This window comes from Pantoea sp. JK (assembly GCF_026130245.1).
GTDB lineage: Bacteria > Pseudomonadota > Gammaproteobacteria > Enterobacterales > Enterobacteriaceae > Pantoea > Pantoea trifolii.
On the sequence record NZ_JAINFN010000004.1, the window covers coordinates 258,000 to 279,927 of the forward strand.

18 protein-coding genes are annotated in these 21,928 nt (G+C 56.3%); 6 read left to right on the plus strand and 12 right to left on the minus strand.

Annotated elements, in window-relative coordinates:
• Positions 1–20: 20 nt before the first annotated feature.
• Both tgt and queA read right to left on the minus strand, forming a co-directional pair.
• The gene (gene tgt, locus PanJK_RS11655; RefSeq protein WP_061717469.1) at positions 21–1,145 is read right to left on the minus strand and encodes a tRNA guanosine(34) transglycosylase Tgt; all 1,125 of its coding nucleotides are present in this window, start codon (positions 1,143–1,145) and stop codon (positions 21–23) included.
• Between the two features lie 34 nt (positions 1,146–1,179).
• Complete coding sequence (gene queA, locus PanJK_RS11660; protein WP_256695778.1) at positions 1,180–2,250, minus strand: tRNA preQ1(34) S-adenosylmethionine ribosyltransferase-isomerase QueA; 1,071 nt, start codon at positions 2,248–2,250, stop codon at positions 1,180–1,182.
• A 105-nt stretch (positions 2,251–2,355) separates the two neighbouring features.
• On the opposite strand from queA, the gene PanJK_RS11665 reads away from it, so the two are divergent.
• The 3 genes from PanJK_RS11665 (at position 2,356) to PanJK_RS11675 (ending at position 5,281) form a co-directional block, all read left to right on the plus strand.
• Positions 2,356–2,937, plus strand: coding sequence for an ACP phosphodiesterase (locus PanJK_RS11665; RefSeq protein WP_256695777.1), 582 nt, complete (start codon positions 2,356–2,358; stop codon positions 2,935–2,937).
• A gap of 92 nt (positions 2,938–3,029) precedes the next feature.
• Positions 3,030–4,280, plus strand: a complete 1,251-nt coding sequence (locus tag PanJK_RS11670) for a mechanosensitive ion channel family protein (protein ID WP_265299804.1) — start codon at positions 3,030–3,032, stop codon at positions 4,278–4,280.
• 191 nt (positions 4,281–4,471) lie between these two features.
• Positions 4,472–5,281, plus strand: coding sequence for an inositol monophosphatase family protein (locus PanJK_RS11675; RefSeq protein ID WP_256695775.1), 810 nt, complete (start codon positions 4,472–4,474; stop codon positions 5,279–5,281).
• A gap of 324 nt (positions 5,282–5,605) precedes the next feature.
• Here PanJK_RS11675 and proY read toward each other — a convergent pair whose 3' ends face one another.
• The 6 genes from proY to phoB all read right to left on the minus strand — a co-directional run bounded on the left by proY (position 5,606) and on the right by phoB (position 13,435).
• Positions 5,606–6,961, minus strand: coding sequence for a proline-specific permease ProY (gene proY, locus PanJK_RS11680; protein ID WP_265299807.1), 1,356 nt, complete (start codon positions 6,959–6,961; stop codon positions 5,606–5,608).
• A gap of 67 nt (positions 6,962–7,028) precedes the next feature.
• Positions 7,029–8,348 (minus strand): branched-chain amino acid transporter carrier protein BrnQ, encoded by a 1,320-nt coding sequence (gene brnQ / locus PanJK_RS11685; RefSeq protein ID WP_061717476.1) that lies wholly within the window; start codon positions 8,346–8,348, stop codon positions 7,029–7,031.
• 402 nt (positions 8,349–8,750) lie between these two features.
• Positions 8,751–9,854 carry a cobalamin-independent methionine synthase II family protein gene (locus PanJK_RS11690; RefSeq protein WP_265299810.1) on the minus strand — a complete coding sequence of 368 codons (1,104 nt, stop codon included), beginning with the start codon at positions 9,852–9,854 and terminating at the stop codon, positions 8,751–8,753.
• 166 nt (positions 9,855–10,020) lie between these two features.
• Positions 10,021–10,947, minus strand: a complete 927-nt coding sequence (locus PanJK_RS11695; protein WP_265299812.1) for a PstS family phosphate ABC transporter substrate-binding protein — start codon at positions 10,945–10,947, stop codon at positions 10,021–10,023.
• Positions 10,948–11,414: 467 nt separating this feature from the next.
• On the minus strand, positions 11,415–12,725 hold the full coding sequence (gene phoR, locus PanJK_RS11700; protein ID WP_265299814.1) for a phosphate regulon sensor histidine kinase PhoR: 1,311 nt from the start codon (positions 12,723–12,725) through the stop codon (positions 11,415–11,417).
• Positions 12,726–12,745: 20 nt separating this feature from the next.
• Entirely contained in the window at positions 12,746–13,435 is a 690-nt protein-coding gene (phoB, locus tag PanJK_RS11705; RefSeq protein WP_265299816.1) for a phosphate response regulator transcription factor PhoB, read from the minus strand.
• 197 nt (positions 13,436–13,632) lie between these two features.
• Here phoB and sbcD point away from each other — a divergent pair, with 197 nt between their 5' ends.
• Together sbcD and PanJK_RS11715 are read left to right on the plus strand one after the other, a co-directional pair.
• The gene (sbcD, locus tag PanJK_RS11710; RefSeq protein ID WP_265299818.1) at positions 13,633–14,838 is read left to right on the plus strand and encodes an exonuclease subunit SbcD; all 1,206 of its coding nucleotides are present in this window, start codon (positions 13,633–13,635) and stop codon (positions 14,836–14,838) included.
• The gene (locus PanJK_RS11715) at positions 14,835–18,512 is read left to right on the plus strand and encodes an AAA family ATPase (RefSeq protein WP_265299820.1); all 3,678 of its coding nucleotides are present in this window, start codon (positions 14,835–14,837) and stop codon (positions 18,510–18,512) included. Before sbcD ends, PanJK_RS11715 begins: the two co-directional genes overlap by 4 nt.
• Positions 18,513–18,564: 52 nt before the next feature.
• On the opposite strand, the gene PanJK_RS11720 is transcribed toward PanJK_RS11715, so the two are convergent.
• Genes PanJK_RS11720 through PanJK_RS11730 form a run of 3 tightly spaced genes read right to left on the minus strand, consistent with a single transcriptional unit; the run spans position 18,565 to position 20,263 of the window.
• Positions 18,565–19,218 (minus strand): DUF799 domain-containing protein, encoded by a 654-nt coding sequence (locus PanJK_RS11720; RefSeq protein ID WP_256695764.1) that lies wholly within the window; start codon positions 19,216–19,218, stop codon positions 18,565–18,567.
• Entirely contained in the window at positions 19,215–19,574 is a 360-nt protein-coding gene (locus PanJK_RS11725) for a DUF4810 domain-containing protein (protein ID WP_265299823.1), read from the minus strand. The genes PanJK_RS11720 and PanJK_RS11725 overlap by 4 nt, the downstream gene beginning before the upstream one ends.
• Before the next feature lie 11 nt (positions 19,575–19,585).
• Positions 19,586–20,263, minus strand: a complete 678-nt coding sequence (locus PanJK_RS11730; protein ID WP_265299824.1) for a CsgG/HfaB family protein — start codon at positions 20,261–20,263, stop codon at positions 19,586–19,588.
• A gap of 154 nt (positions 20,264–20,417) precedes the next feature.
• Between PanJK_RS11730 and PanJK_RS11735 the strand changes: the two genes are divergently transcribed.
• Positions 20,418–20,837 (plus strand): cell envelope integrity protein TolA, encoded by a 420-nt coding sequence (locus PanJK_RS11735; protein ID WP_256695761.1) that lies wholly within the window; start codon positions 20,418–20,420, stop codon positions 20,835–20,837.
• Here PanJK_RS11735 and PanJK_RS11740 read toward each other — a convergent pair.
• Positions 20,767–21,858: an AraC family transcriptional regulator gene (locus PanJK_RS11740; RefSeq protein ID WP_256695759.1), complete on the minus strand. Its 1,092-nt coding sequence runs from the start codon at positions 21,856–21,858 to the stop codon at positions 20,767–20,769. The two genes, PanJK_RS11735 and PanJK_RS11740, sit on opposite strands and share 71 nt — an antisense overlap.
• Positions 21,859–21,928 lie beyond the last annotated feature (70 nt).

The following is a 21,928-nucleotide window of genomic DNA, read 5'->3' on the forward strand; positions in this document are numbered from 1 at the left end:
TTTCCCTCATTGATGAATTATCAGACGTTCAGCGGAGGAACCGCCTTCCCCGTCCGTTGGTAGAACTCGCTAACAAAGTGCTCTAATTTACCCTCTTCGATAGCCTTACGTAAACCGGCCATCAAACGCTGGTAGTAGCGCAGATTGTGAATCGTATTCAGGCGTGCGCCCAGTATTTCGTTACAGCGATCAAGATGATGCAAGTAGGCGCGGCTATAATTGCGACAGGTGTAACAATCACACTCTGCATCCAGCGTTGCGGTGTCATCTTTATACCGGGCATTACGAATTTTCACCACGCCATCCGTAACAAACAGATGACCATTACGCGCATTGCGCGTTGGCATAACGCAGTCAAACATATCGATACCGCGGCGAACGCCTTCCACCAGATCTTCTGGCTTGCCGACGCCCATCAAATAACGCGGTTTGTCTTGCGGAATTTGCGGACAGACGTGCTCCAGGATTCGGTGCATGTCCTCTTTAGGTTCACCCACCGCCAGGCCGCCCACAGCGTACCCATCAAAGCCAATCTCTACCAGACCTTTAACGGAGACATCTCGTAAATCTTCGTAAACACCGCCCTGAATAATGCCGAATAATGCATTTTTATTGCCGAGCGAATCGAAGCGGTCACGGCTGCGCTGGGCCCAGCGTAATGACATCTCCATCGAACGTTTGGCGTAATCCCAATCCGCAGGATATGGCGTACATTCGTCGAAGATCATCACTACGTCAGAGCCGAGATCGAACTGAATCTCCATCGACTTTTCCGGATCGAGGAAAATCGGGTCGCCGTTAATCGGGTTGCGGAAATGCACGCCCGCTTCGGTGATCTTGCGAATATCGCCGAGGCTGAATACCTGGAAGCCGCCGGAATCGGTGAGGATCGGCCCTTGCCAGTTCATGAAATCGTGCAGGTCGCCGTGCAGTTTCATGATCTCCTGACCTGGGCGCAGCCACAGGTGGAAGGTGTTGCCGAGCAGGATCTGCGCACCGGTCTCTTTCACTTCTTCCGGCGTCATGCCTTTCACCGTGCCGTAGGTGCCCACGGGCATAAATGCCGGGGTTTCGACTACTCCACGATCAAAGACCAGACGGCCACGGCGCGCGCGCCCGTCGGTGGTATCTAATTCAAATTTCACATTAACCTCTAATCAGAGAAACAGTCTGATTCAATTATGCGCCGACGCTTTCATCAGGCGCTTGTGGATTACGGGTGATGTACATCGCATCCCCGTAGCTAAAGAAACGGTACTGCTCTGCCACCGCGCTGTGATAAGCCGCCATGGTGTGCTGATAACCGGCAAAGGCCGAAACCAGCATAATCAGGGTCGATTCCGGCAAGTGGAAGTTGGTGATCAACGCATCGATCACCTGATAGTGATAGCCGGGATAGATGAAAATCTGCGTGTCATCGAAGAACGGTGCAATCAGCGCGTTCTGGCTGGCCTTCGCGGCGCTCTCCAGCGATCGCACTGAGGTGGTGCCCACGGCGACCACTTTGTTGCCGCGCGCTTTACACGCCAGCACCGCATCCACCACATCCTGCGGCACTTCCGCGTATTCGGCGTGCATGATGTGATCTTCGATGGTTTCCACGCGCACCGGCTGGAAAGTCCCTGCACCGACGTGCAGCGTGACGAACGCCATCTCAACGCCTTTGGCTCTCAGCGCCTCTAGCAGCGGCTCGTCAAAGTGCAAACCGGCGGTCGGCGCGGCGACGGCGCCGGGACGCACGCCGTACACGGTTTGGTACAGCTCACGGTCTGCATCTTCATCCGGACGATCGATATATGGCGGCAACGGCATATGACCGACGCTGTTGAGAATATCCAGCACCGCACGGTCGTCTTCGAAAGCGATCTCAAACAGCGTGTCATGACGCGCCACCATCGTGGCTTTGACGCTTTCGTCATCGCCCAGCAGCAACTCTGCACCCGGCTTGGGCGCTTTAGAAGCGCGCACGTGCGCCAGCACGCGTTTGTCGTCCAGCATGCGCTCAACCAGCATCTCGATTTTGCCGCCGCTGGCTTTACGGCCAAAAACGCGCGCCGGAATCACGCGGGTGTTGTTGAACACCAGCAGATCGCCCGGATTGAGCTTATCCATCACGTCTGTAAATACGCCGTGGCTTAACGCGCCGCTTGGGCCATCCAGCGACAGCAGGCGGCAACCGCTTCGCTGCGCCTGCGGATAGTGGGCGATTAAGGATTCTGGCAACTCAAAGGTAAAATCGGCTACGCGCATGCTTCACTTCTTCAGGACTTAAAATCAGGCGGCATAGTCTAGCGGAAAAGCGGCAAATTCTGAACAACTGGCTGAGTTTCTGTGATTCTGCTTATAATGTGCGCCATGAACTTTCTCGCTCACCTTCACCTGGCGCAGCTGGCTAACAGCTCTCTGCTGGGCAATCTCATGGCCGATTTCGTGCGCGGCAACGTGCAATCACAATGGCCTGCACCGGTGGTGGCTGGCATTGCCATGCATCGTCGCCTTGACGTCCTGACCGATAATCTGCCCGAAGTGCGTATTGCGCGTGAGCTATTTCGCCCGGAAACACGCCGCGTGGCGCCCATCACGCTGGACGTGATTTGGGACCACTTTCTCGCACTGCACTGGGAGAAAATTCACCCGACGCAATCGCTGGTAGCGTTTACCGCTGCGGCAGAACAAGACATCGTGCCGCAACTGGCCGGCACGCCGGAAGGTTTCATCGAACTGAATGCAGTGATGTGGCGCGAACGCTGGTTTGAGCACTATGCCGAACCGACACGGCTGGCGCGGGTGCTAAATGGCATGGCGCATCGCCGTCCGCGTCTGGCCGCACTGCGCGATTCTTACCAGGATTTTGTTGATCATTATGATCAACTTGAGCCGCTGTTCTTCCAGTTTTATCCGCGCTTAATGGCCGCCGCGCGGGCGCAGGAATTGTAATATTAGGTAATTCAAGACCCGTCTGTTGGACGGGAAATTTCCCATCCCCTACCCTTCGTGGCCTTAATCTTCGTCACACTTAGGGAAATCTCATGCAGCATCTTATTGCCAACCGGCTCGCAGAAGCCGGTCTTAGCTACACGCACATTATGGCGTTAGGGATAGTGATCGCCATTATCTTTGCCATCTCGTTAATCACTCACGCCATTCTGCACCGCGCCATCTTGCCGCTCCTGCGTCGCTATACCGAGAAAAGCAGCCGTCAGTGGCCGAAGGCGCTGATTAACAGCCGCCTGTTTAGCCGCAGCGTATGGTTGATGCAAGGCGTGCTATTCAAATTACAGACCGAGCTGTTCCTGCACGACAGCTCTCAGATCTATCCTGCGCTGCTGATTTTCGCTCAGCTGTGGATGATGATCTTCGCGCTGCTGATGCTGTTCTCGCTGCTGGATCTGCTGCAGCAGCTCAGCGCAAACAGCATGCTGGCGCAGCAATTGCCGCTGCGCGGAATTATCCAGAGCGTGAAATTGATCGCCGCCATTTTAATGGTGATCATGATTATTTCGCTGCTGTTGGGTAAATCGCCTGGCGTATTGATCACCGGTCTCGGTGCCATGACGGCGGTGCTGATGCTGGTATTTAAAGATCCGATTCTCGGTCTGGTGGCCGGCATTCAGTTAGCGGCCAATAATATGCTGAAAATGAATGATTGGCTGGAAATGCCGAAATATGGCGCGGACGGTGCGGTCATTGATATTTCCCTGACCACGGTAAAAGTGCGCAACTGGGATAACACCATTGTGACCATTCCCGCTTACGCCTTAATTTCCGACTCCTTTAAAAACTGGCGCGGCATGTCGGAATCCGGCGGACGTCGCATTAAGCGCAGTATTAATATCGATACCACCAGCATCACTTTCCTTGATGACGCCATGATGCAGCAGTTAAAAAGTGCGCATCTGCTCACGCCCTATCTGAATAGCAAAAGCGAAGAAGTGGCGGCGTGGAATGCGCAGCTCGGCTGTGATTTGAATTCGCCGCTCAACGGTCGCCGCCTGACTAACGTTGGTACTTTCCGCGCCTGGTTGCAAAGCTGGCTGGAGCAACATCCGCATATTCATAAGGAGATGACATTAATGGTGCGTCAGTTAGCGCCGGGTGAAAACGGTTTGCCGCTGGAAGTGTATGTGTTCACCAGCACCACGGTATGGAAAGAGTATGAAAATATTCAATCGGATATCTTCGACCATATTTACGCGGTGCTGCCGACTTTTGGCCTGCGCGTACACCAATCGCCTACCGGCAACGACATGCGTCAAATCGGCGTGAGAACCCACCATTAACGCTTCATCCCGCATAACCCGCCAGTGAAAATAAAAATTTTAGTGGCGGGCCTTCTCCCCCTCTTGTCACGCGCAGTCATCTACGGCTTAATGAAACCTTTCTTAACTTTTGTTAAGTCCGTCACACAGCCAATACGCCATTTTGGGCGTCTGTTGTCGCTTCGCCAGCCTAAAAATCATAAGAGGAAAAGATGTCATCAGCTTCGCTTACCGAACTCGACGCACGTTATCATTTCGCCTGTGAGGTTGCTAAAACCGCCGCCAGTCGGGCTTTATCCTGGTATCAGCAACGTCATCAATTAGTGGTTGAGCATAAGAAAGACCTGCAGGATGTGGTCAGCGAAGCTGATCGCAACGTGGAGGAATTAGTCAAGCATCTGATCCACGAACGCTTTCCTGACGATGCGGTGCTGGGCGAAGAGAGCGGCGGAGAAACGTCAGGCGCACGCTTTATCTGGGTGATCGATCCGATTGATGGCACCAGCAGCTTCCTGAACGGCTTGCACAACTGGTGCGTTTCGCTGGCGATTGTTTGTGAAAACGAAGCCGTAATCGGCGTGGTGTGCGATCCCAATCATCATGAAACCTTTCACGCCTGCCGAGGAAAAGGTGCCTGGGTAAATGATAAACGCATTCAGGCGCACAGCGCGCAGCAGCTCGATCAGGGATTGCTCGGTTTGAGCAGTTCCAACAGCCAACCGATTGAACCGCTGACCACTTTTATCAGCACATTACTGGCGCAGGGCGGCATGTTTATCCGTAACGGTTCGGGAGCATTAATGAGTGCGTGGGCCGCGGCGGGTCGACTAATAGGTTACTACGAAGCGCATATGAATCCGTGGGATGGTTTGCCGGGCATCGTGCTGATGCGCGAAGCGGGCGGCATCACCAACGATTATCTGGCTAATCAGGGTTTGCAAAATGGCAATCCGGTGCTGCTGGCAAATGCGGTAATTTATCCGCAGCTGAAAGCGCTATTGCCTGCGCATTTGTCGTTATAATTTTCACATTGGGTTAAGTTCGTTAATTTATGCGAACTTAACCTTTAACTAAAATTACTTAAGCGCACTGTAAGTAATATTCTATTTCGCAGTGAGACTTTTCTCTTTTTTTTTCGAACATCCTGGCATCATTAAAAATACGATATGCTGCGCAAGTCAAACATCCCTTAGTAATACTCATTGTTTCCTTTTTGCAGTTCTTTTCGGCGCCAGGATGCGCCGAGATATTTTTAGTGTTTTATTATTTTGGGATGGCGTGATTATTTTTATATTGAAATCGTCATATATAAAAAGGTCGCCATAAATGGCGACCCTACAATATAGTTAGCCTTTACGCTTTTTCACTAGCGGCCACGCCAGCAACAGCAGCGCAATCCACGCAAAACCAACGTAAAGCGACACGCGCGTATCCGGGAAGTAACCAATCAGTCCAATAATGAAGGCCAGGAACAGCACGCCAAACCATGCGGTTTTGCTGCCGCCCGGCATGGCAAAATCCAGCTTCCCGGCTTGCTCTTTGCCAATCTTGCGGCGAAAGGCAATCTGCGACAGCAGAATCATGATCCACACCCAAACGGTAGCAAAGGTCGCCAGCGAGGCGATGACCAGGAACACTTTCTCCGGCATCAGGTAGTTGAGATACACCGCGATCAACATCGCCAGCATCATCACCAACACGGTCACCCACGGAATCCCGCGATTCGATACCTTCTGGAATACCTTCGGTGCGTGGCCCTGTTGCGCCATGCCGTGCAGCATACGTCCCACGCCAAACACATCGCTATTGATTGCCGACAGCGACGCCGTCAGCACCACGAAGTTAAGGATCGATGCCGCCGCCGCAATGCCCAAATGCTGGAAAGTCAGCACGAACGGACTGCCGGAAGTGCCCACCTGATTCCACGGATAAATCGACATGATGACGAACAGCGTACCAACGTAGAACACCAGAATACGCATCGGTACGGAGTTGATGGCGCGTGGAATCGAGGTTTTCGGATCTTCCGCTTCACCGGCGGTAATGCCGATAATCTCAATCCCGCCGTAGGCAAACATCACCATCTGCAGTGACAGCAGCATGCCGACGATGCCGTGCGCGAAGAAGCCGCCGTTGGTCCACAGATTGTGAATGCCGGTCGGCTGACCGCCGTTGCCGATGCCCCAGAAAATCATGCCGAAGCCGGCGAGGATCATGATGATGATGGTGGCGACTTTGAAAAAGGAGAACCAAAACTCCACTTCGCCAAACACTTTCACGCTCATCAGGTTGATGGCGCCGATAATCAGCACCACGCTCAACACCCAAATCCAGTGCGGCACATCGGGGAACCACACACCCATGTAGATACCAAAAGCCGTGACGTCGGCAATCGCCACAATCAGGATTTCAAAACAGTAGGTCCAGCCGGTGATATAACCGGCCAGCGGGCCAAGATAATCCTGCGCATAGCGCGAGAATGAGCTGGCCTGCGGGTTGTTGACCGACATCTCACCCAGCGCACGCATGATGATGTACGCCACCGCGCCGCCGATGATATAGGCCAGCAGCACGCTTGGGCCTGCCATTTTGATGGCATCCGCCGAGCCATAGAACAGCCCGGTGCCAATCGCCGATCCCAGCGCCATAAAGCGAATGTGGCGCGTGCTCAGTCCGCGTTTGAGCTTATTGGTTTCTTGCATAACACTCAGTACCTTGAAAATGAAAAACCACGGGCAAGCCCGTGGTTGAAATTAACAGCAATGTCGCTTACTGATGAACCGCGACCTGCTCACGTCCTTTTGCCCGATCAACTACCGCAGCAATCACCAGCATCGCCAGCGATGGCGGCAACCAGGAAAGCCCCTGATCGGCCAGCGGCAGATGCTGGCTGAACAGCGGCAACACATCTTTAAAGCTGGTGGTTTTGATGGCATCAACGATACCGAACAGCAGGCTTACCAGCATGGTCGGCGCGATGATACGCGAACTTTTGTTCCAGAACTTCAGCGTGAAGCTCAGCACCACCAGCACGATGCAGGGCGGATAAATCGCCGTCAGCACCGGAATCGAGATCTGAATCAGATGGCTCAGGCCGAGATTCGACACCACCATCGAGAACAGACCCAGAATAAATACCAGCGTTTTATACGACAGCGGAACGTATTGCGCAAAGAATTCTGCACAAGCGCAGGTCAGGCCCACCGCCGTCACCATGCAGGCGACGAAGATCAGCGCGGCGAGGAAGAAGCTGCCCATGCCGCCGAAGGTCTGCTGCACGTAAGCATGCAGAATCTCAGCACCGTTGGCGCTCTGCGCCACTAATGCGCCGCTATCGTTACCGAGCTTGAACAGCGTCAGGTAAATCAGCGTTAAACCGATACCCGCGATAATACCCGCCAGCATGGTGTAGCGCGTCAGCAGTTTGGCATCTTCAACACCGCGTGAACGCGCCGCATTGACGATAACGATACCGAACACCAGCGCACCCAGCGTATCCATGGTCAGATAACCATTGACGAAACCGCTGGAGAAGGCCGCACGCTGATACTCTTCGGTGCCCGGCGAAACGCCACCAGCCGGCCAGATCAGCACGGCAACGCCGAGCACAATCAGCGCCAGAATTTTCAGCGGTGCGAGGAAGTGACCAACGGTATCCAGCAATTTGCCCGGATACAGCGAGATGCCGATCACCAGCGCAAAGTAAATCAGGCTATAGATGAACAGCGGCAGCGCGCCGTCGCCGGTCAGCGGTGCAATACCGACGGCAAAGGAAACGGTAGCGGTACGCGGCGTGGCAAACAGCGGGCCAACAGCCAGATAGCAAACGGTCGCCAGCAGCAAGCCTGCGGCTTTACCAATCGGTGAGCTCAGCGCATCAATGCCGCCGCCCACGCGCGCCAGCGCGATAACAGTGATCACCGGTAAGCCAACCGCGGTAATCAGGAAGCCGAAGGCCGCAATCCAAACGTGTTCGCCAGACTGAATCCCCACCATCGGTGGGAAGATGATATTTCCTGCGCCAACGAACAGGGCAAACGTCATGAAGCCCAGCGCCAGGATATCCTTGGAGGTTAAACGATGTGTCATAAACTTCTGTACTGCCTGTAGCTAATGTTGCGGTGGAAGTTGAGTTCGTGTTGTCCTCTGGATGCGCTAAAACAAGGACTTATTCGGCAAGACCAGCGTGTTATGCGGGACTAATCGTTAAAGCGCAGGTGATTTAATCTACTTTTCTTCTGTTCGCAGAGGGATAAATCGACAACGGCGCAAATTAGAACGTTTATAGCGAAGAAAGGCAATACGGGATCGAAAAACCAGAAGGATATAACAAGATAGCGGGAGAAAGCAGTGAATCACGGTGGAATTGTAGGAAAACACCTCAGATGATTTGCTAAAAGTTTCCTCAGCACGGGAGATCTCTTTGCATAAATCGCCCTTAAGATGCACAAAAGGCGCGATTTACGCGCCTGTTTGGCTAACTTTACGGAATTACCAGACTGTTCTTGCTATATCGACCACCAGACGAATCTTCTGCCACTGTTGCTCTTCGCTCAGGCTGTTGCCCTCTTCGGTAGACGCAAAACCACACTGCGGGCTGAGGCAGATTTGATCGAGGCTGACGAACTGTGCTGCTTCCTGCAGACGCGCTTTTACCTGTTCCGCATCTTCCAGCTCACCGGTTTTAGTGGTGATCAAACCCAGCACCACTTGCTGATGACCCGGCTTGAGGAAGCGCAGCGGTTCAAAGCCACCTGAACGTTCGTTGTCATACTCAAGGTAGAAGGCATCGATATTCACGCCGCCAAACAGCACTTCAGCGACCGGCTCATAGCCACCTTCGGAGATCCAGGTTGAGCGGAAGTTGCCGCGACACACATGCAGCCCAACGGTCAGATCTTCTGGCTTACCTTCCAGCGCGGTATTCAGCACCTCAGCATAGATGCGCGCCAGTTCCTGCGGATCTTCACCACGTTCGCGGATCTGTTGCTGCTGTTCGGTAGAGCACAGATAGGCCCACACCGTGTCATCCAGCTGCAGATAACGGCAGCCAGCCGCGTAAAACGCGTTAATCGCGTCTTTATAGGTCTGCGCCAGATCGGCGAAGTATTCTTTCAGATCGGGATAGACTGTGGCATCGATCACCTTGCGGCCACCGCGGAAGTGCAGCACGCTTGGGCTGGGAATGGTCATCTTGGCAACCGCATCGCCCGCTACGCTTTGCAGGAAGCGGAAGTGATCCAGCATTGGGTGTTCCGGATTAAAGGCTACTTTACCGGTGACTTTCACGCCGTGCGCTTTGGTCTGCACGCCATTGAACTGAATGCCCTGCTCCGCTTCGAACAACTCAACGCCGTGCAGATCGCCGAAGAAGTCGAAGTGCCACCATGCGCGACGGAATTCACCATCGGTAACGATCTGCAGGCCATTGGCGCGCTGCTGCTCCACCACATGACGTATTTCGCGATCTTCAACCTGACGCAGTTGATCAGCATTGATGTCGCCATTGGCAAACTGCACACGCGCCTGCTTGATGGCAGCGGGACGCAGAAAACTGCCGACGGTATCGGCGCGGAACGGGTTATGACGTGGCATCTTATCTCCTCGCTGAGCGCTTAGTTGCGTCAGGGTATAATTTCGCTGGGTTATTTCAGCCATCTGGATGGCTATATGTCCAAAGAGAATGCCACGCTGTTGCCCTTTCAGCAACGGAAGAAAATTCAGCTTACATGAAACTATTTCATGTTCAGATGCACGTTCTTCAATTTCCCTCAATGGCCGCCCGCGCTCGCGCCATCTGGCTGTCTGACAACGGCAGATAACCGGCCTCGCTCACCCGGCGCTGACCTTGTGGCGACAACACCTGATGCAGAAAGGCATTCACCAGCGGCGGCAGCGGTTTGCCGGGTGCTTTGTTGACGTAGATATAGAGCGGACGCGACCACGGATAGCGGCCGCTGCGAATAGATTCGGCATCCGGCATCACGCTGTCGCCATTCGCCGTGACCACCGGCAGCATTTTCACGCCGCTGAGATGAAAGCCAAAACTGGCGTAACCAATGCTATTGGGCGTGGCGGCAACGGCTTGCACCACCGCAGCGGAACCGGGGAATTCAGCGACGTCAGCACGGAAATCGCCTTTACACAGCGCCTGCTGCTTGAAGAAGCCCCAGGTGCCCGACGCCGAGTTACGTCCATAACGCTGGATGCTGCGCGTTGCCCACTGGCTGTCGCTCAAGCCGAGATCGCCCCAGCGCTGCGGCACCTGCTGCCCGCCGCACAGGCGCGTGATGGAAAACAGCGCATCGAGTTGTTGCGGCGCGATGCGCGGCAGCGGATTGTCCTGATTGACCACCACCACCAGCGCATCCATCGCCACCGGCACCGCCAGCGGCGGATAGCCGTAGCGCGCAATGAACAGTTGACGTTCGTCGATCTGCATCGGGCGGCTCATCGCGCCCAATTGTGCAGCACCGGCGGCCAGCGCGGTCGGTGCGGTAGACGATCCCGCCGCCTGCACCTGAACGTTCACGCCCGGCGACTGGCGGCTAAAATCCTCGCCCCACAGGGTCATCAGATAACCCAACGTATCCGATCCGACGCTGCTCAGATTGCCGGTTAGCATGGTTTGTTGGCCGTGTGCCAAAGCAGAGCAAAGCAGCGAGAGGGATAGCAACAGCGATTTCATGGGCGATTCCGCAATTTAATGAGACGCCTATTCTGGAGCGGCGTGATTTATCGCGCAATAAATTGCGTAAAGGTTGTCAGCTAAGCGCGAAGCGGTCGCCATAAATGGCAACCCTACGAGACTTGTAGCGATGGCAAGTCAAAATTATGCCTTTATGGTGCAGCGCGGGTGTTGAGGCGACATCCCAAACCGCTGAACGATTGAGGGATTCCAGGGCGAGCCGCATGGATGCGGCGAGAGGTGGCGCTGAGCAGGAGCGAATCGACACCGGTCCGTCAGGAATCGTGAATGAGGAAGGTACCGCGCAGCGGCGGGTTGGGCTGGCGCAAGGCCCGGGAGTGCAGAGGGCGCGGCCAGGCGCTCTCTGCTCGGTCGCCGCACAAGGGTGCTGCAACTGCCTCAGCTTAGGGCGAACGAAAGCCGCTCTGTGCTTAACTGAGCGGCATTACGCCATGGATGTGCAAACCTTAATTAACCCGCGCTTGCAGCGCGCTAGCCACAATCAAGCGTGGCGGCAGCAGGAAGCTGAAACAGGTTTCCTGATGCGGCACGCTGGTGATCTCGAGCCGCGCATTATGATGGCCCAGCGCGTGCTTCACGATAGCCAGCCCCAACCCGCTGCCGCCGGTGGCGCGTGAACGCGCTTTGTCCACGCGGTAGAAGCGTTCGGTAAGGCGCGGCAGATGCTGTTCGCTGATGCCCGGCCCGTCATCGCACACCTTAAACTGCGCGCCTTGTTGGGTACGCAACCAGCTGATGTCGATGCGTGTGCCACCCGGCGTGTGATTCACCGCGTTATAGACCAGATTGGAAATAGCGCTACGCAGCTGCTCATCGTTGCCGAACACTTTCAGGTGCGGATCGGTATGGAAATGGATGGTGTGGCGTCCCTGACTCAGCGTTTCCGCTTCACGCTGCAACAGCAGCAGCATGCCCGGCACATCCACCGTCTCTTTCAGATCGATGGCTGGCGCCGCTTCGATACGCGACAAGGTCAGCAACTGCTTCACCAGGCTGTCCATGCGACGCGTCTGCTCTTGCATAGTGTGCAACGCCTTGCTGCGCGTACGCTCGTTCATTACCGCGTCGTCCATCATTTCCAGATAACCCTGCAACACCGTTAACGGCGTACGCAGTTCATGACTGACGTTGGCAAAGAAGTTGCGCCGCGCGCCTTCCAGCTGATGCATCTGGGTGACATCACGCGCCACCATCAGCCACTGACCTTCGCTGTAAGGCATCACGCGGAATTCCATATGATGCTGATTATTAAGGATCTGCGTCAGCGGCGTATCGAACTTGCGCTGGCGGATATAGCGGGAGAATTCAGGATAACGCAGTAAATTGAGGATGTTCTGGCCGTTATCTTCCGGCCAGCGCAAACCAAGATGCTGCTGCGCCAAGCCGTTGCACCAGAAAATGGTGCCCTCTTCGGTGGTCAGCACCACCGCATCCGGCAGCGATTCGGCACCGCTGCGGAAACGTTTGATCAGATTGCCCAGCTCGCGGCGGCGACGCCGGTTGCGCAACTGCATCTGATACAAACCATAAAACAGCGGTTCCCAGCTGCCGCGTCCGGTGGGCGGCGTCATTGAACGATCGACCCACAACCAGTGCGACAGACGCATCAGATTTCTGAAGTGCCAGAACATCACGCCGGTCACCGCAATCAGCAGTAACCACGGCAGATATCCGAACAACAGACCCAACACCAGCGCAGGTAAACAGACCAGCGCCAGCTCGGTCAACAATCTCTTCCAGGAGAGTCGTTCCAGCACGGTAAAAACTCCGTTTACGTTTAGTAGCGGGCAGAGAAACGATACCCTGTTCCGCGAACGGTTTGAACCATGCGATCGTGGCCGGTCAATTCCAGCGCTTTACGTAAACGGCGAATGTGCACATCGACGGTGCGATCTTCGACATACACATTGGTGCCCCAAACGTGGTTCAGCAGCTGTTCGCGGCTGTACACGCGTTCCGGGTGCGTCATAAAGAAGTGCAGCAGTTTGTATTCGGTCGGCCCCATCTCCAGCGGCGTGGTTTCCGACATCACGCGATGTGAGGATGGATCAAGGCTCAGGCCCTGCATCTCAATCACCTCTTCCACCGCCATCGGTGAAATACGGCGCATCACCGCTTTAATACGCGCCATCAGCTCTTTGGGTGAGAATGGCTTGGTGATGTAATCATCCGCGCCCACTTCCAGACCGCGCACGCGATCCTCTTCTTCACCGCGCGCCGTCAGCATCATCACCGGGATGTCACGCGTCATGGCTTCACGCTTCAAATGCTTAATAAACTGAATTCCGCTGCCGCCGGGCAACATCCAGTCCAGCAGAATTAAATCAGGCCAGGGTTCGATCAGCTTACTAATCGCGCTGTCATAATCTTCCGCCTCAATAGGCTGGTAATCATTCTGTTCCAGCACGAAACATAACATTTCACGGATGGGAGCTTCGTCTTCCACAACCAAAATGCGCTTAGCCATTGTAACTCCTGCTAGTGTGACAACGTGTCACGGGGATTTGCGGCGCCATTATGCGTCAGTTTTGTGACACTTTTATGAAAAAGCCGCCCTAAGATAGATAGATAAAAAACAGAAATGTCACAATAAAAATCTGCTTTTTTTCTTTGTGATCTTAAGTGGTTATAATTCGCCTTCGCTAAACAGAGCACGGAGCACACATGCGCATCATTCACACCGCTGACTGGCATCTCGGTCAGTTCTTTTACAGCAAAAGTCGCGCGCGGGAACATCAGGCGTTTCTCGACTGGCTGCTGGATCAGATTGTGCAGCATCAGGTGGATGCGCTGATTATCGCGGGTGATCTGTTTGATACCGGTTCGCCGCCGAGCTACGCGCGTGAAATGTTTAACCGTTTTGTGGTGGCGCTGCAGCCAAGCGGCTGTCAATTGGTGGTGCTGGCGGGCAATCACGATTCGGTGGCGACGCTGAATGAATCACGCGAGCTGCTGGCCTGCCTGAATACGCAGGTGATCACCAGCGCCACGCCGCAGGGAGAACAACAGGTGTTAACCCTGAAGCAGCGCGATGGCGCGCCGGGTGCGCTGCTGTGCGCCATTCCTTTTCTGCGTCCGCGCGACATTCTGCGCAGCCAGGCTGGCCAATCCGGTCGCGAAAAACAGATCTCGCTGCTGGAGGCGATCGAGCAGCATTATCAGCACTGTTTCGCCGCCGCGCAGTCAATGAGCAGTACGCTGCCGATCATCGCCACCGGCCATCTCACCACCGTTGGCGTGACTAAAAGCGATTCGGTGCGCGACATCTATATCGGCACGCTGGATGCCTTCCCGGCGCAGGCGTTTCCGCCCGCCGATTACATCGCGCTCGGTCACATCCATCGCGCCCAGCGCATCGCCAACAGCGAGCACATTCGTTACAGCGGCTCGCCGATTCCGCTCAGTTTTGATGAGCTTGGCCGCGAGAAAAGCGTCTTCCTGCTGGAATTTTCCGACAAGCTTAAGGACGTGACGCCGCTGATCATTCCGCACTTCCAGCCGATGCAGATGCTGAAAGGCTCGATGGCGGAGATTGAACATCAGCTGGCGCAGTTCAGCGAGAGCACCAGCGAGCTACCGACCTGGCTCGATATTGAGATCACCACCCAGGAATACCTCAGCGATCTGCAACGTCGCATTGAAGCGCTGACCGAAAATCTGCCGGTCGAAGTGCTGCTGGTGCGCCGTAGCCGCGAACAGCGGCAGCGCAGCCTCGAACGGCTGGAGAACGAAACCCTGAGCGAATTAAAAGTGGAAGAAGTGTTTGCCCGCCGACTGGCGCAGGAAGATCAGCTGGATGCTGAGCAAGCAGAACAGTTAACGCAGCTGTTCCGCACCCAGCTTGCCGCGCTGGAGAATCCATCCGCATGAAAATTTTGACGTTACGTTTTAAGAACCTCAATGCGCTGCGCGGCGAATGGTTTATCGATTTCCGCCGTGAGCCCTTTGCCAGCAACGGATTGTTTGCCATCACCGGCGCGACCGGTGCGGGCAAAACCACCTTACTCGATGCAATTTGCCTGGCGCTCTATCACCAAACGCCGCGCCTCGGCACGCTGTCGCAAACCCAGAATGAGCTGATCACACGCGACACCGCCGAGTGTCTGGCAGAAGTGGAGTTTGAGATCAAAGGCGAAGCCTGGCGCGCCTTCTGGAGCCAGAACCGCGCGCGCGGTCAGGCCGACGGTAAGTTGCAGGCGCCGCGCGTCGAGCTGGCGCGCGTGGCGGATAATCAGATCATCGCTGATAAAGTCGGCGACAAGCTGAAAGCGATTGAAACCCTGTCGGGACTCGATTTCGCCCGTTTTACCCGCTCAATGATGTTGTCGCAAGGCCAGTTTGCCGCCTTCCTCAATGCCAAACCCGGCGAACGCGCCGAATTGCTGGAAGAGCTGACCGGCACCGAGATCTACGGACAAATCTCCGTGCAGATCTACGAACGCTGGCGTAGCGCACGCAGCGAGCTGGATACGCTGCGCGCCCGCGCCGGTGGCATGTCGCTGCTCGATGAAGCGCGCCGCGCAGAGCTGACGCAGCAGCTGGCAGAACTCGCCGTGCAGGAGAAATCGCTGAGCGAACAGCTAACGCTGGCGCAGCATCAGCAACAATGGCTGGTGCAGCAGCAACAGCTGATGCAGGAACAGCAACAGGCCGAACAGACGCTGCTTGCCGCGCAACAGGCGTGGCAGCAGGCGGATGGCGATCGTCAGCGGCTGGCGCGGGCCGAACCGGCAGAAAAACTGCGCGAGAAGCTACAGCAGCGCGAACAGCTGCAAGGCGATCTCCGCACGCTGGAACAGCAATCGCAGCAGCTGCAGGCGCAACAGCAGCAGGCCAAAACCGCGTTGCAACAGGGCGAAAGCCATTATCAGGCCGCGCAGCAGGCGCGCGAGCAGGCGTTACAGCAACAGCAGCAGCTCGAAACGCTGCTGACTGAGCAGGTTATCCCGCTCGATCAACGCATTACCACCCTCTCGCAGCAACGGGATGAACAGCAGCGGCTGCATCTGCAGCAGCAACAGGCGCTGCAAACCAGCCAAACCGCCTTGAGCCAGCAACAGCAGGTAAGTGAACGTTTACAACAGCAGCTAGTGCAGCAGCAGGAATTCCGCACCCGAGAAGCCGCCGTCGCCGATTGGGGCGCAGAACTGACGCGCTGGCAGGCGGAGATCGCCCGGCTGGGTGAGCGCGAGCAGACGTTGACGCAGCTCATCGCGCAGCAGCAACAGCAGCGCAGCCAGCTGGAGCAGCATCAGCAGGCTCAGGCTCAGCGTGAAAAGGCGGCGCAACCGTTGCAGCAAGCCGAAGCGCAGGCAGCGCAGCAGCGTCTGCAAGCGGAGCAAGCACTGACTTCGCTTGAGGCCGAGATCACCAGCGCCAGCCTGCGTGCCGCCCTGACGCAGCATCAATCACAGCGTTCTGCACGCCAGCAGCTCAGCCTGCTCGCCGCGCAGTGGCGCGCGCTGCAGCCGCAGCGCTTGCAGCGTCAGCAAAAACTGATGCAGCTTCAGCAGCAGCATCAGGAAGCTGAACAGGCGTTACAGGCGCTGCGCGACGAGTACAAACGGGAACATCAGGCGCTGCTCGATGTGCGCAAAATCTGCGAGCTGGAGCGCACCATCGCCCAGCTGGCCGACGAGCGCGCCAAATTGCAGCCGGATCAGCCCTGCCCGCTGTGCGGCTCGTGTGAGCATCCGGCAATCGCGCAATATCAACAGCTTGAACCCGGCGCCAATCAGCAGCGTTTAACTGAGCTGGAAACGCGCGTGGCACAGCTGAAAGAGTCCGGCACCGCCAAAGGTGAGCAGCAGAAGCTGTCGCTGCAACAGCAGCAGGCGTTGCAGCAGGAGATCGCTGATTACGACCAGCAGCTGGCGACGGTGAACACCCAATGGCAAGCGCTGAGCGGTGAGCTGGCACTTACTTGCACGCTGGAGCAACAGGACGACTTTACGCAATGGCAACAGCAGCAGGATGCACAGGAACAAACTCAGCTGCAGCAGCTCCAGACGCGGGAAAATGCCGCGCGTGCGCTGCAGCAGGCGAAGGATGCGCATCTGCAACAGCAGCAGCTGTGGCAGCAGCATCAAAATCAACAGCAGCTGGCGCTTCAGCAGATCGTTAGCACGCAGCAGACGCTGGATGAAATCAGCCAGCGTGAGACCCGCGAGCGCAGCGCCATGCAGCAACTGGCGCAGCAGCTTGAACAACAGTTAGCGCAGCATCAGCTCAGTTTGCCAGACGCGGCTGAGCGGGAAAGCTGGCTCCACAGGCTACAGCAGCGCTGGAGCGCATGGCAGGAAAACGAGCGCTTACACGGCGAGTTGCAGCCGCAGCTGGCAAAAGCCGAAAGCGAGCGCAGCAGCCTGCAGCAGAATCTGGCGCGTGAACAGCAGCGGCTGGATGAGCTGCAGCAGACGCTCAGCGCGCTGCAACAGCAGCACCAGCAACAACAACAACAGCGTCAGCAGCTGTTTGGCGATCGTCGGGTGGCGGAAGCCCGACAGCAGCAGCACGCCGCGCTACAACAGTGTGAACAGGCGCTGGCGCAGCAGCTACAGCTGTGGCAGCAGGCGCAAAGCTCGCTGCACAGTCTGAATGGCCAGTGCGAGCAAATCGCCGCGCAGCAACACACCTTGCGTGAACGCGCTGCCGCAGCCGAAAGCGCCTTCCTCGTCGCGCTGCAGCAGAGTGATTTTGCCGATGAAACGGCGCTGCGTGCCGCCCTGCTGGATGAGCGCGAGGTGCATGAACTGCGCCAACAGTTACAGGTGCTCGATCAGCAGCGCCAGCAGCAACTCACCCTCAGCGAGCAGCTCACGCAGCGCTGCACCGCGCATCAGCAGCAGCGCCCGGCCGATCTCAGCGATGAAATCGCCGCCACGATTCAGCAACAGCTGGAACAGCTGCGCGTGACGTTGCGTGACAACGCCCGTCAACAGGGCGAAGCGCAGCAGCAGTTGCACAGCGATGCACAACAGCGTTTACAGCAACAATCGTTGCTGACGCAAATCGCTACGGATGAAGTAGAGCTGGCGCAGTTGGGCCGCCTGAACGATCTGGTAGGTTCGGCCAAAGGCGATAAATTCCGCCGCTTCGCACAAGGCCTGACACTCGATCATCTGGTGTGGCTGGCGAACCGTCAGCTCGATCGCCTGCACGGTCGCTATCTGTTGCAACGCCGCATCAGTGAAGAGCTGGAGCTGGAAGTAGTGGATACCTGGCAGGCCGACGCCACGCGCGATACGCGCACGCTGTCGGGCGGCGAGAGTTTCCTCGTCAGCCTGGCGCTGGCGTTAGCGCTGTCGGATTTGGTGAGTCATAAAACGCGCATCGAATCGCTGTTCCTCGACGAAGGCTTCGGCACGCTGGATGCCGAGACGCTGGACACCGCGCTGGATGCGCTCGATGCCCTGAACGCCAGCGGCAAAACCATCGGCGTGATCAGCCATGTGGAAGCGATGAAAGAGCGTATTCCGGTGCAGATCCGCGTCCGCAAGATGAATGGGCTGGGTTACAGCAAGCTGGAGTTGCCAGGGGAATAAATCAGGTCGCCATGAATGGCGACCCTACGATGCTTAGGCGGGCACCGGTTTTTTATCTCACTGTCGCCAACTTATAACGCGGGCCGACCAGCAAGCCGCCCTGCTCGTTCTGCGCCAGCAGACGGGCGCTGGTCACCCCGGCGATGGTGTGTGCCTTATCCGACACATTGCTGGCAATCTGCTTGATTGCCGCTGACACCAACATGCCAATAATGCCACCGTTATTGTTGTTGCCATCTTCCGCGTCGCTGGCGGTGGCAATGCCTTGCCACAGCTCTTTACCGCTGCGCAGATCTACCAGACGCGCCGTCGCCGACACTTTGGTCACGCTCTGGATCACCTGATAGCTGCTGCCGTAATCGGTCACCGAAATATACAGCGCGCTGTCGGCGTGGAAGATGTCATGCAGACGCTGCGGGCTGACAGCCTGAATTTCATGGCCATTGGTCAATCCGTTCTGCTGGAAGGTTTCATCCACCACCGCCACCGGGAACACGTAATAGCCCGCTTCCGCCAGCGGACGCGTCACCAGTGAGGTGAAGCTGTTCGCCGCGTTCACATCCGGCGCGCGGTTATCCGCAGGCAGCACCAGAATTGAGGCTGGCTTGCTGGCGCGGAAGGCGCTGTAGTCGTACGGTTTTTTGTGCGCGCAGCCGGTCAACAGCAGCGCGGCGAGCACGCCTAAAGAAACAATCAGCTTTTTCACTGAGCAACTCCTTGTTTTTTCTTCATCAGAAAGTCCATGTATGGCGCAGATTCCGGGAACAACTGTTTCTCGGTGGCAAACTGGCCGAAGGCTTTATCGGTATCTCCGGCTTTGGCGTAAAGCAAACCGAGCTGCGCGTGCAGGCCCGGCGCGACCGGTTTGTTGACTGATTTAGCTTTTTCAATATCCAGGTTCAGTGCTTCAATCTGTTTCTGCGGATCGCTATCTTTTTTGTAGTAGCTGTAAATCTGCTGCTGGTAATCGCCCCAGTAATAGATCGGTTCCGGCCCTTTTGGCGCACAGCCTGCCAGCATGCCCGCAGCGATCAGCGCCGCACTCAGTTGCAACATTTTCATGCTCAATATCCTTATTTCGCCGGACGCCATGCGCCGCTGTTAATGCCATCTACTAAGTGATCAACCGCTTCACGAATCGCCAGATCCATCACTTTACCGTTGAGGGTTGAGTCATAGCTGGTGGTGCCGCCGAAACCAATGATTTCACGCGCTGAAAGCTGGTATTCACCCGCACCCTGCGCGCTGTACACCACTTCTGAGGTGGTGACATCAACTACATTCAGGTTGACTTTGGCATAGGCGACCTGGCTCTTACCGCGTCCCAAAATACCCCACAGCTGCTGATCGCCCACTTCTTTGCGGCCAAATTCAGTGATATCGCCGGTGATGATGTAAGTCGCACCTTTGATGTTCTGTTCGCTCTTCTTAAAGCCCGCTTCCTGCTGCAACTCTTTCAGGTTGCTGCGATCCAGCACGTTGAAGCGATTGGTCTGCTGCAGGTGGGTGACCAAAATGGTTTTCGACTGATTGCCAAGACGATCAACGCCATCAGAGAAGATGCCGTTCATGTAGGAGGAGCGGTTATCAAACTGGCCAACCGCAATCGGGCTGCGCACGCCCTGATACGCGGGCTGGCTGGCCGCACGCACCTGTGGTGCTTCAATCGCGCGTGACGATTCGGTTGCGCAGCCGCTGAGCAGCGTGGCGCTTAACAAGGAGAGTGCCGCAAGGGCATATTTTTTCTGCATTTCTAATCCATGAATCAAAAGGGGATAAAGCCGCGAGGCTGCGGCAAATTCTGGTTCTGCCGACAGTCAGAGTAATGCCATAGCATTGGTTGAGTCGGTCTGTAGACTGTCGGCAGTGAAGGGAAGGATCTTTAGTGAAAATATAGGGACATTAATGAATTTAATTAATCGAATGGCGGGATTATTGGGCGGGTTAATGATTGTGGTGGCGCTTAGCGCTTGTCAGCATTCTCAGCCAAAGCAACAGGATAGCATCGTCAACCTGTGCCAGCCGCAGAGTGCGCCGGGCAGCGCATCCTGCAAATGGGCTGATGAGATGCAGCATCAGCTCAACCAGCATTTCCGCGATGCGCGGCGTTATGCCGGTCAGCAATGTCTGGTGCGGCTCGAGTGGCAAAACAGCGGGCGCTACGCGGTGACGCAGACGCAAGGCGACGAAACGCTGTGCCTGCGCGCCTGGCAGTTGATTGGTCAAAGCAAAGATTTACCGCCGCCGCCAGAGATTAACCAGCCAGCGTGGTTCGGTTTTGCCCCGGCGACGCCGAGCCATCCTGGCGCCACTGGCGCGGGCTGATGCCAAACCAGCGGCGGAAGGCGCGGGAAAAGGCGCTGACTTCGGAGTAACCGAGCAGCAGCGCCATCTCTGAAATCGGCAGCTGCTTCTGTTGCAGATAGTGCGTTGCCATCTCGCAGCGCACCTTGTCCACCAGCGCGGTGAAACTGATGCCCTCTTCGCGCAGCCGCCGTTGCAGCGACCAGCTCGACAAGCCCATTTTTTCGGCAATCTCTTCCAGCACCGGTTCGCCCTGCATCAGCGACAAATTCACCTGCGATCGCGCCTGTTCCACCACGCTTTGCTGGCTGGCAGAACTGTTCAGGCGGCGAATGGCATCCTGCATCACCATCAGCAGCATCGGATCCTGCTCCGGCATACTGCGCAGCAGATCGCGTTTCGGGATCAACAACGAGTTGAAGGGTTGATCAAACCACACCGGCGCATCGAACACTTTGCAGTGCTCGTGCCACTGCTCCGGGCGCGGATGTTCGAAGTGCACTTCGCGCGGCGCCCAGTTTTTGCCGGCGACGTGACGGATCAAGTTGAGGAACATGCCGAGCGTTAGCTCCGCATCCTGACGTCGTGACAGAATCGCGCCGTGGCGCACCTGATAATCGAGCCGCCAGCACTCGCCTTTGTCCACCAGCCGCGTCAGCGTGTCGTGCTGATGCCATGGAAAGGCATTCACCACGTTGTGCAGCGCCTGCTCCAGCGTCGGCGAACAGAGGCCGATATACCCAATCAAGCCTAATGACTGCGGTTTGAACTGCTTGCCGTAATGCAAACCGAAGTTATCAAAACCGGAATGACGCGCCGCTTCTTCCATCACGCGGCAGTAGTTCACCAAACCCAGGCTCAGCGTGGGGCTCGCCAACAGTTCGGAGTTAATGCCGCTGATGCCAAAGATGCGATCGACATCGCCGCCTTTGTCAGTGATAAACCCGCTCAGTCCGGTGGCGGCCGCTGCCAACACGCCGCGGTTGCTGGCGCTGACGGACAAAGCGCTGAAGGCTTCAGTGGGTGTGATGAGTGATTGCATCGGAACCTCTGCGTGTGGCGCATGTGAAACAGGTGGAGGATTCCAGCAATTTTCGTACCAGGCGAGTGAT

Coding starts and splice junctions, on each gene's coding strand:
- phoB (WP_265299816.1), bottom strand. CDS start 13,435: ATGGCTAAGCGCATTTTGGTTGTGGAAGACGAAGCTCCCATCCGTGAA.
- PanJK_RS11665 (WP_256695777.1), top strand. CDS start 2,356: ATGAACTTTCTCGCTCACCTTCACCTGGCGCAGCTGGCTAACAGCTCT.
- proY (WP_265299807.1), bottom strand. CDS start 6,961: ATGCAAGAAACCAATAAGCTCAAACGCGGACTGAGCACGCGCCACATT.
- PanJK_RS11715 (WP_265299820.1), top strand. CDS start 14,835: ATGAAAATTTTGACGTTACGTTTTAAGAACCTCAATGCGCTGCGCGGC.
- PanJK_RS11725 (WP_265299823.1), bottom strand. CDS start 19,574: ATGAAAATGTTGCAACTGAGTGCGGCGCTGATCGCTGCGGGCATGCTG.
- PanJK_RS11695 (WP_265299812.1), bottom strand. CDS start 10,947: ATGAAATCGCTGTTGCTATCCCTCTCGCTGCTTTGCTCTGCTTTGGCA.
- PanJK_RS11740 (WP_256695759.1), bottom strand. CDS start 21,858: ATGCAATCACTCATCACACCCACTGAAGCCTTCAGCGCTTTGTCCGTC.
- PanJK_RS11675 (WP_256695775.1), top strand. CDS start 4,472: ATGTCATCAGCTTCGCTTACCGAACTCGACGCACGTTATCATTTCGCC.
- PanJK_RS11690 (WP_265299810.1), bottom strand. CDS start 9,854: ATGCCACGTCATAACCCGTTCCGCGCCGATACCGTCGGCAGTTTTCTG.
- PanJK_RS11670 (WP_265299804.1), top strand. CDS start 3,030: ATGCAGCATCTTATTGCCAACCGGCTCGCAGAAGCCGGTCTTAGCTAC.
- PanJK_RS11735 (WP_256695761.1), top strand. CDS start 20,418: ATGAATTTAATTAATCGAATGGCGGGATTATTGGGCGGGTTAATGATT.
- queA (WP_256695778.1), bottom strand. CDS start 2,250: ATGCGCGTAGCCGATTTTACCTTTGAGTTGCCAGAATCCTTAATCGCC.
- sbcD (WP_265299818.1), top strand. CDS start 13,633: ATGCGCATCATTCACACCGCTGACTGGCATCTCGGTCAGTTCTTTTAC.
- brnQ (WP_061717476.1), bottom strand. CDS start 8,348: ATGACACATCGTTTAACCTCCAAGGATATCCTGGCGCTGGGCTTCATG.
- PanJK_RS11730 (WP_265299824.1), bottom strand. CDS start 20,263: ATGCAGAAAAAATATGCCCTTGCGGCACTCTCCTTGTTAAGCGCCACG.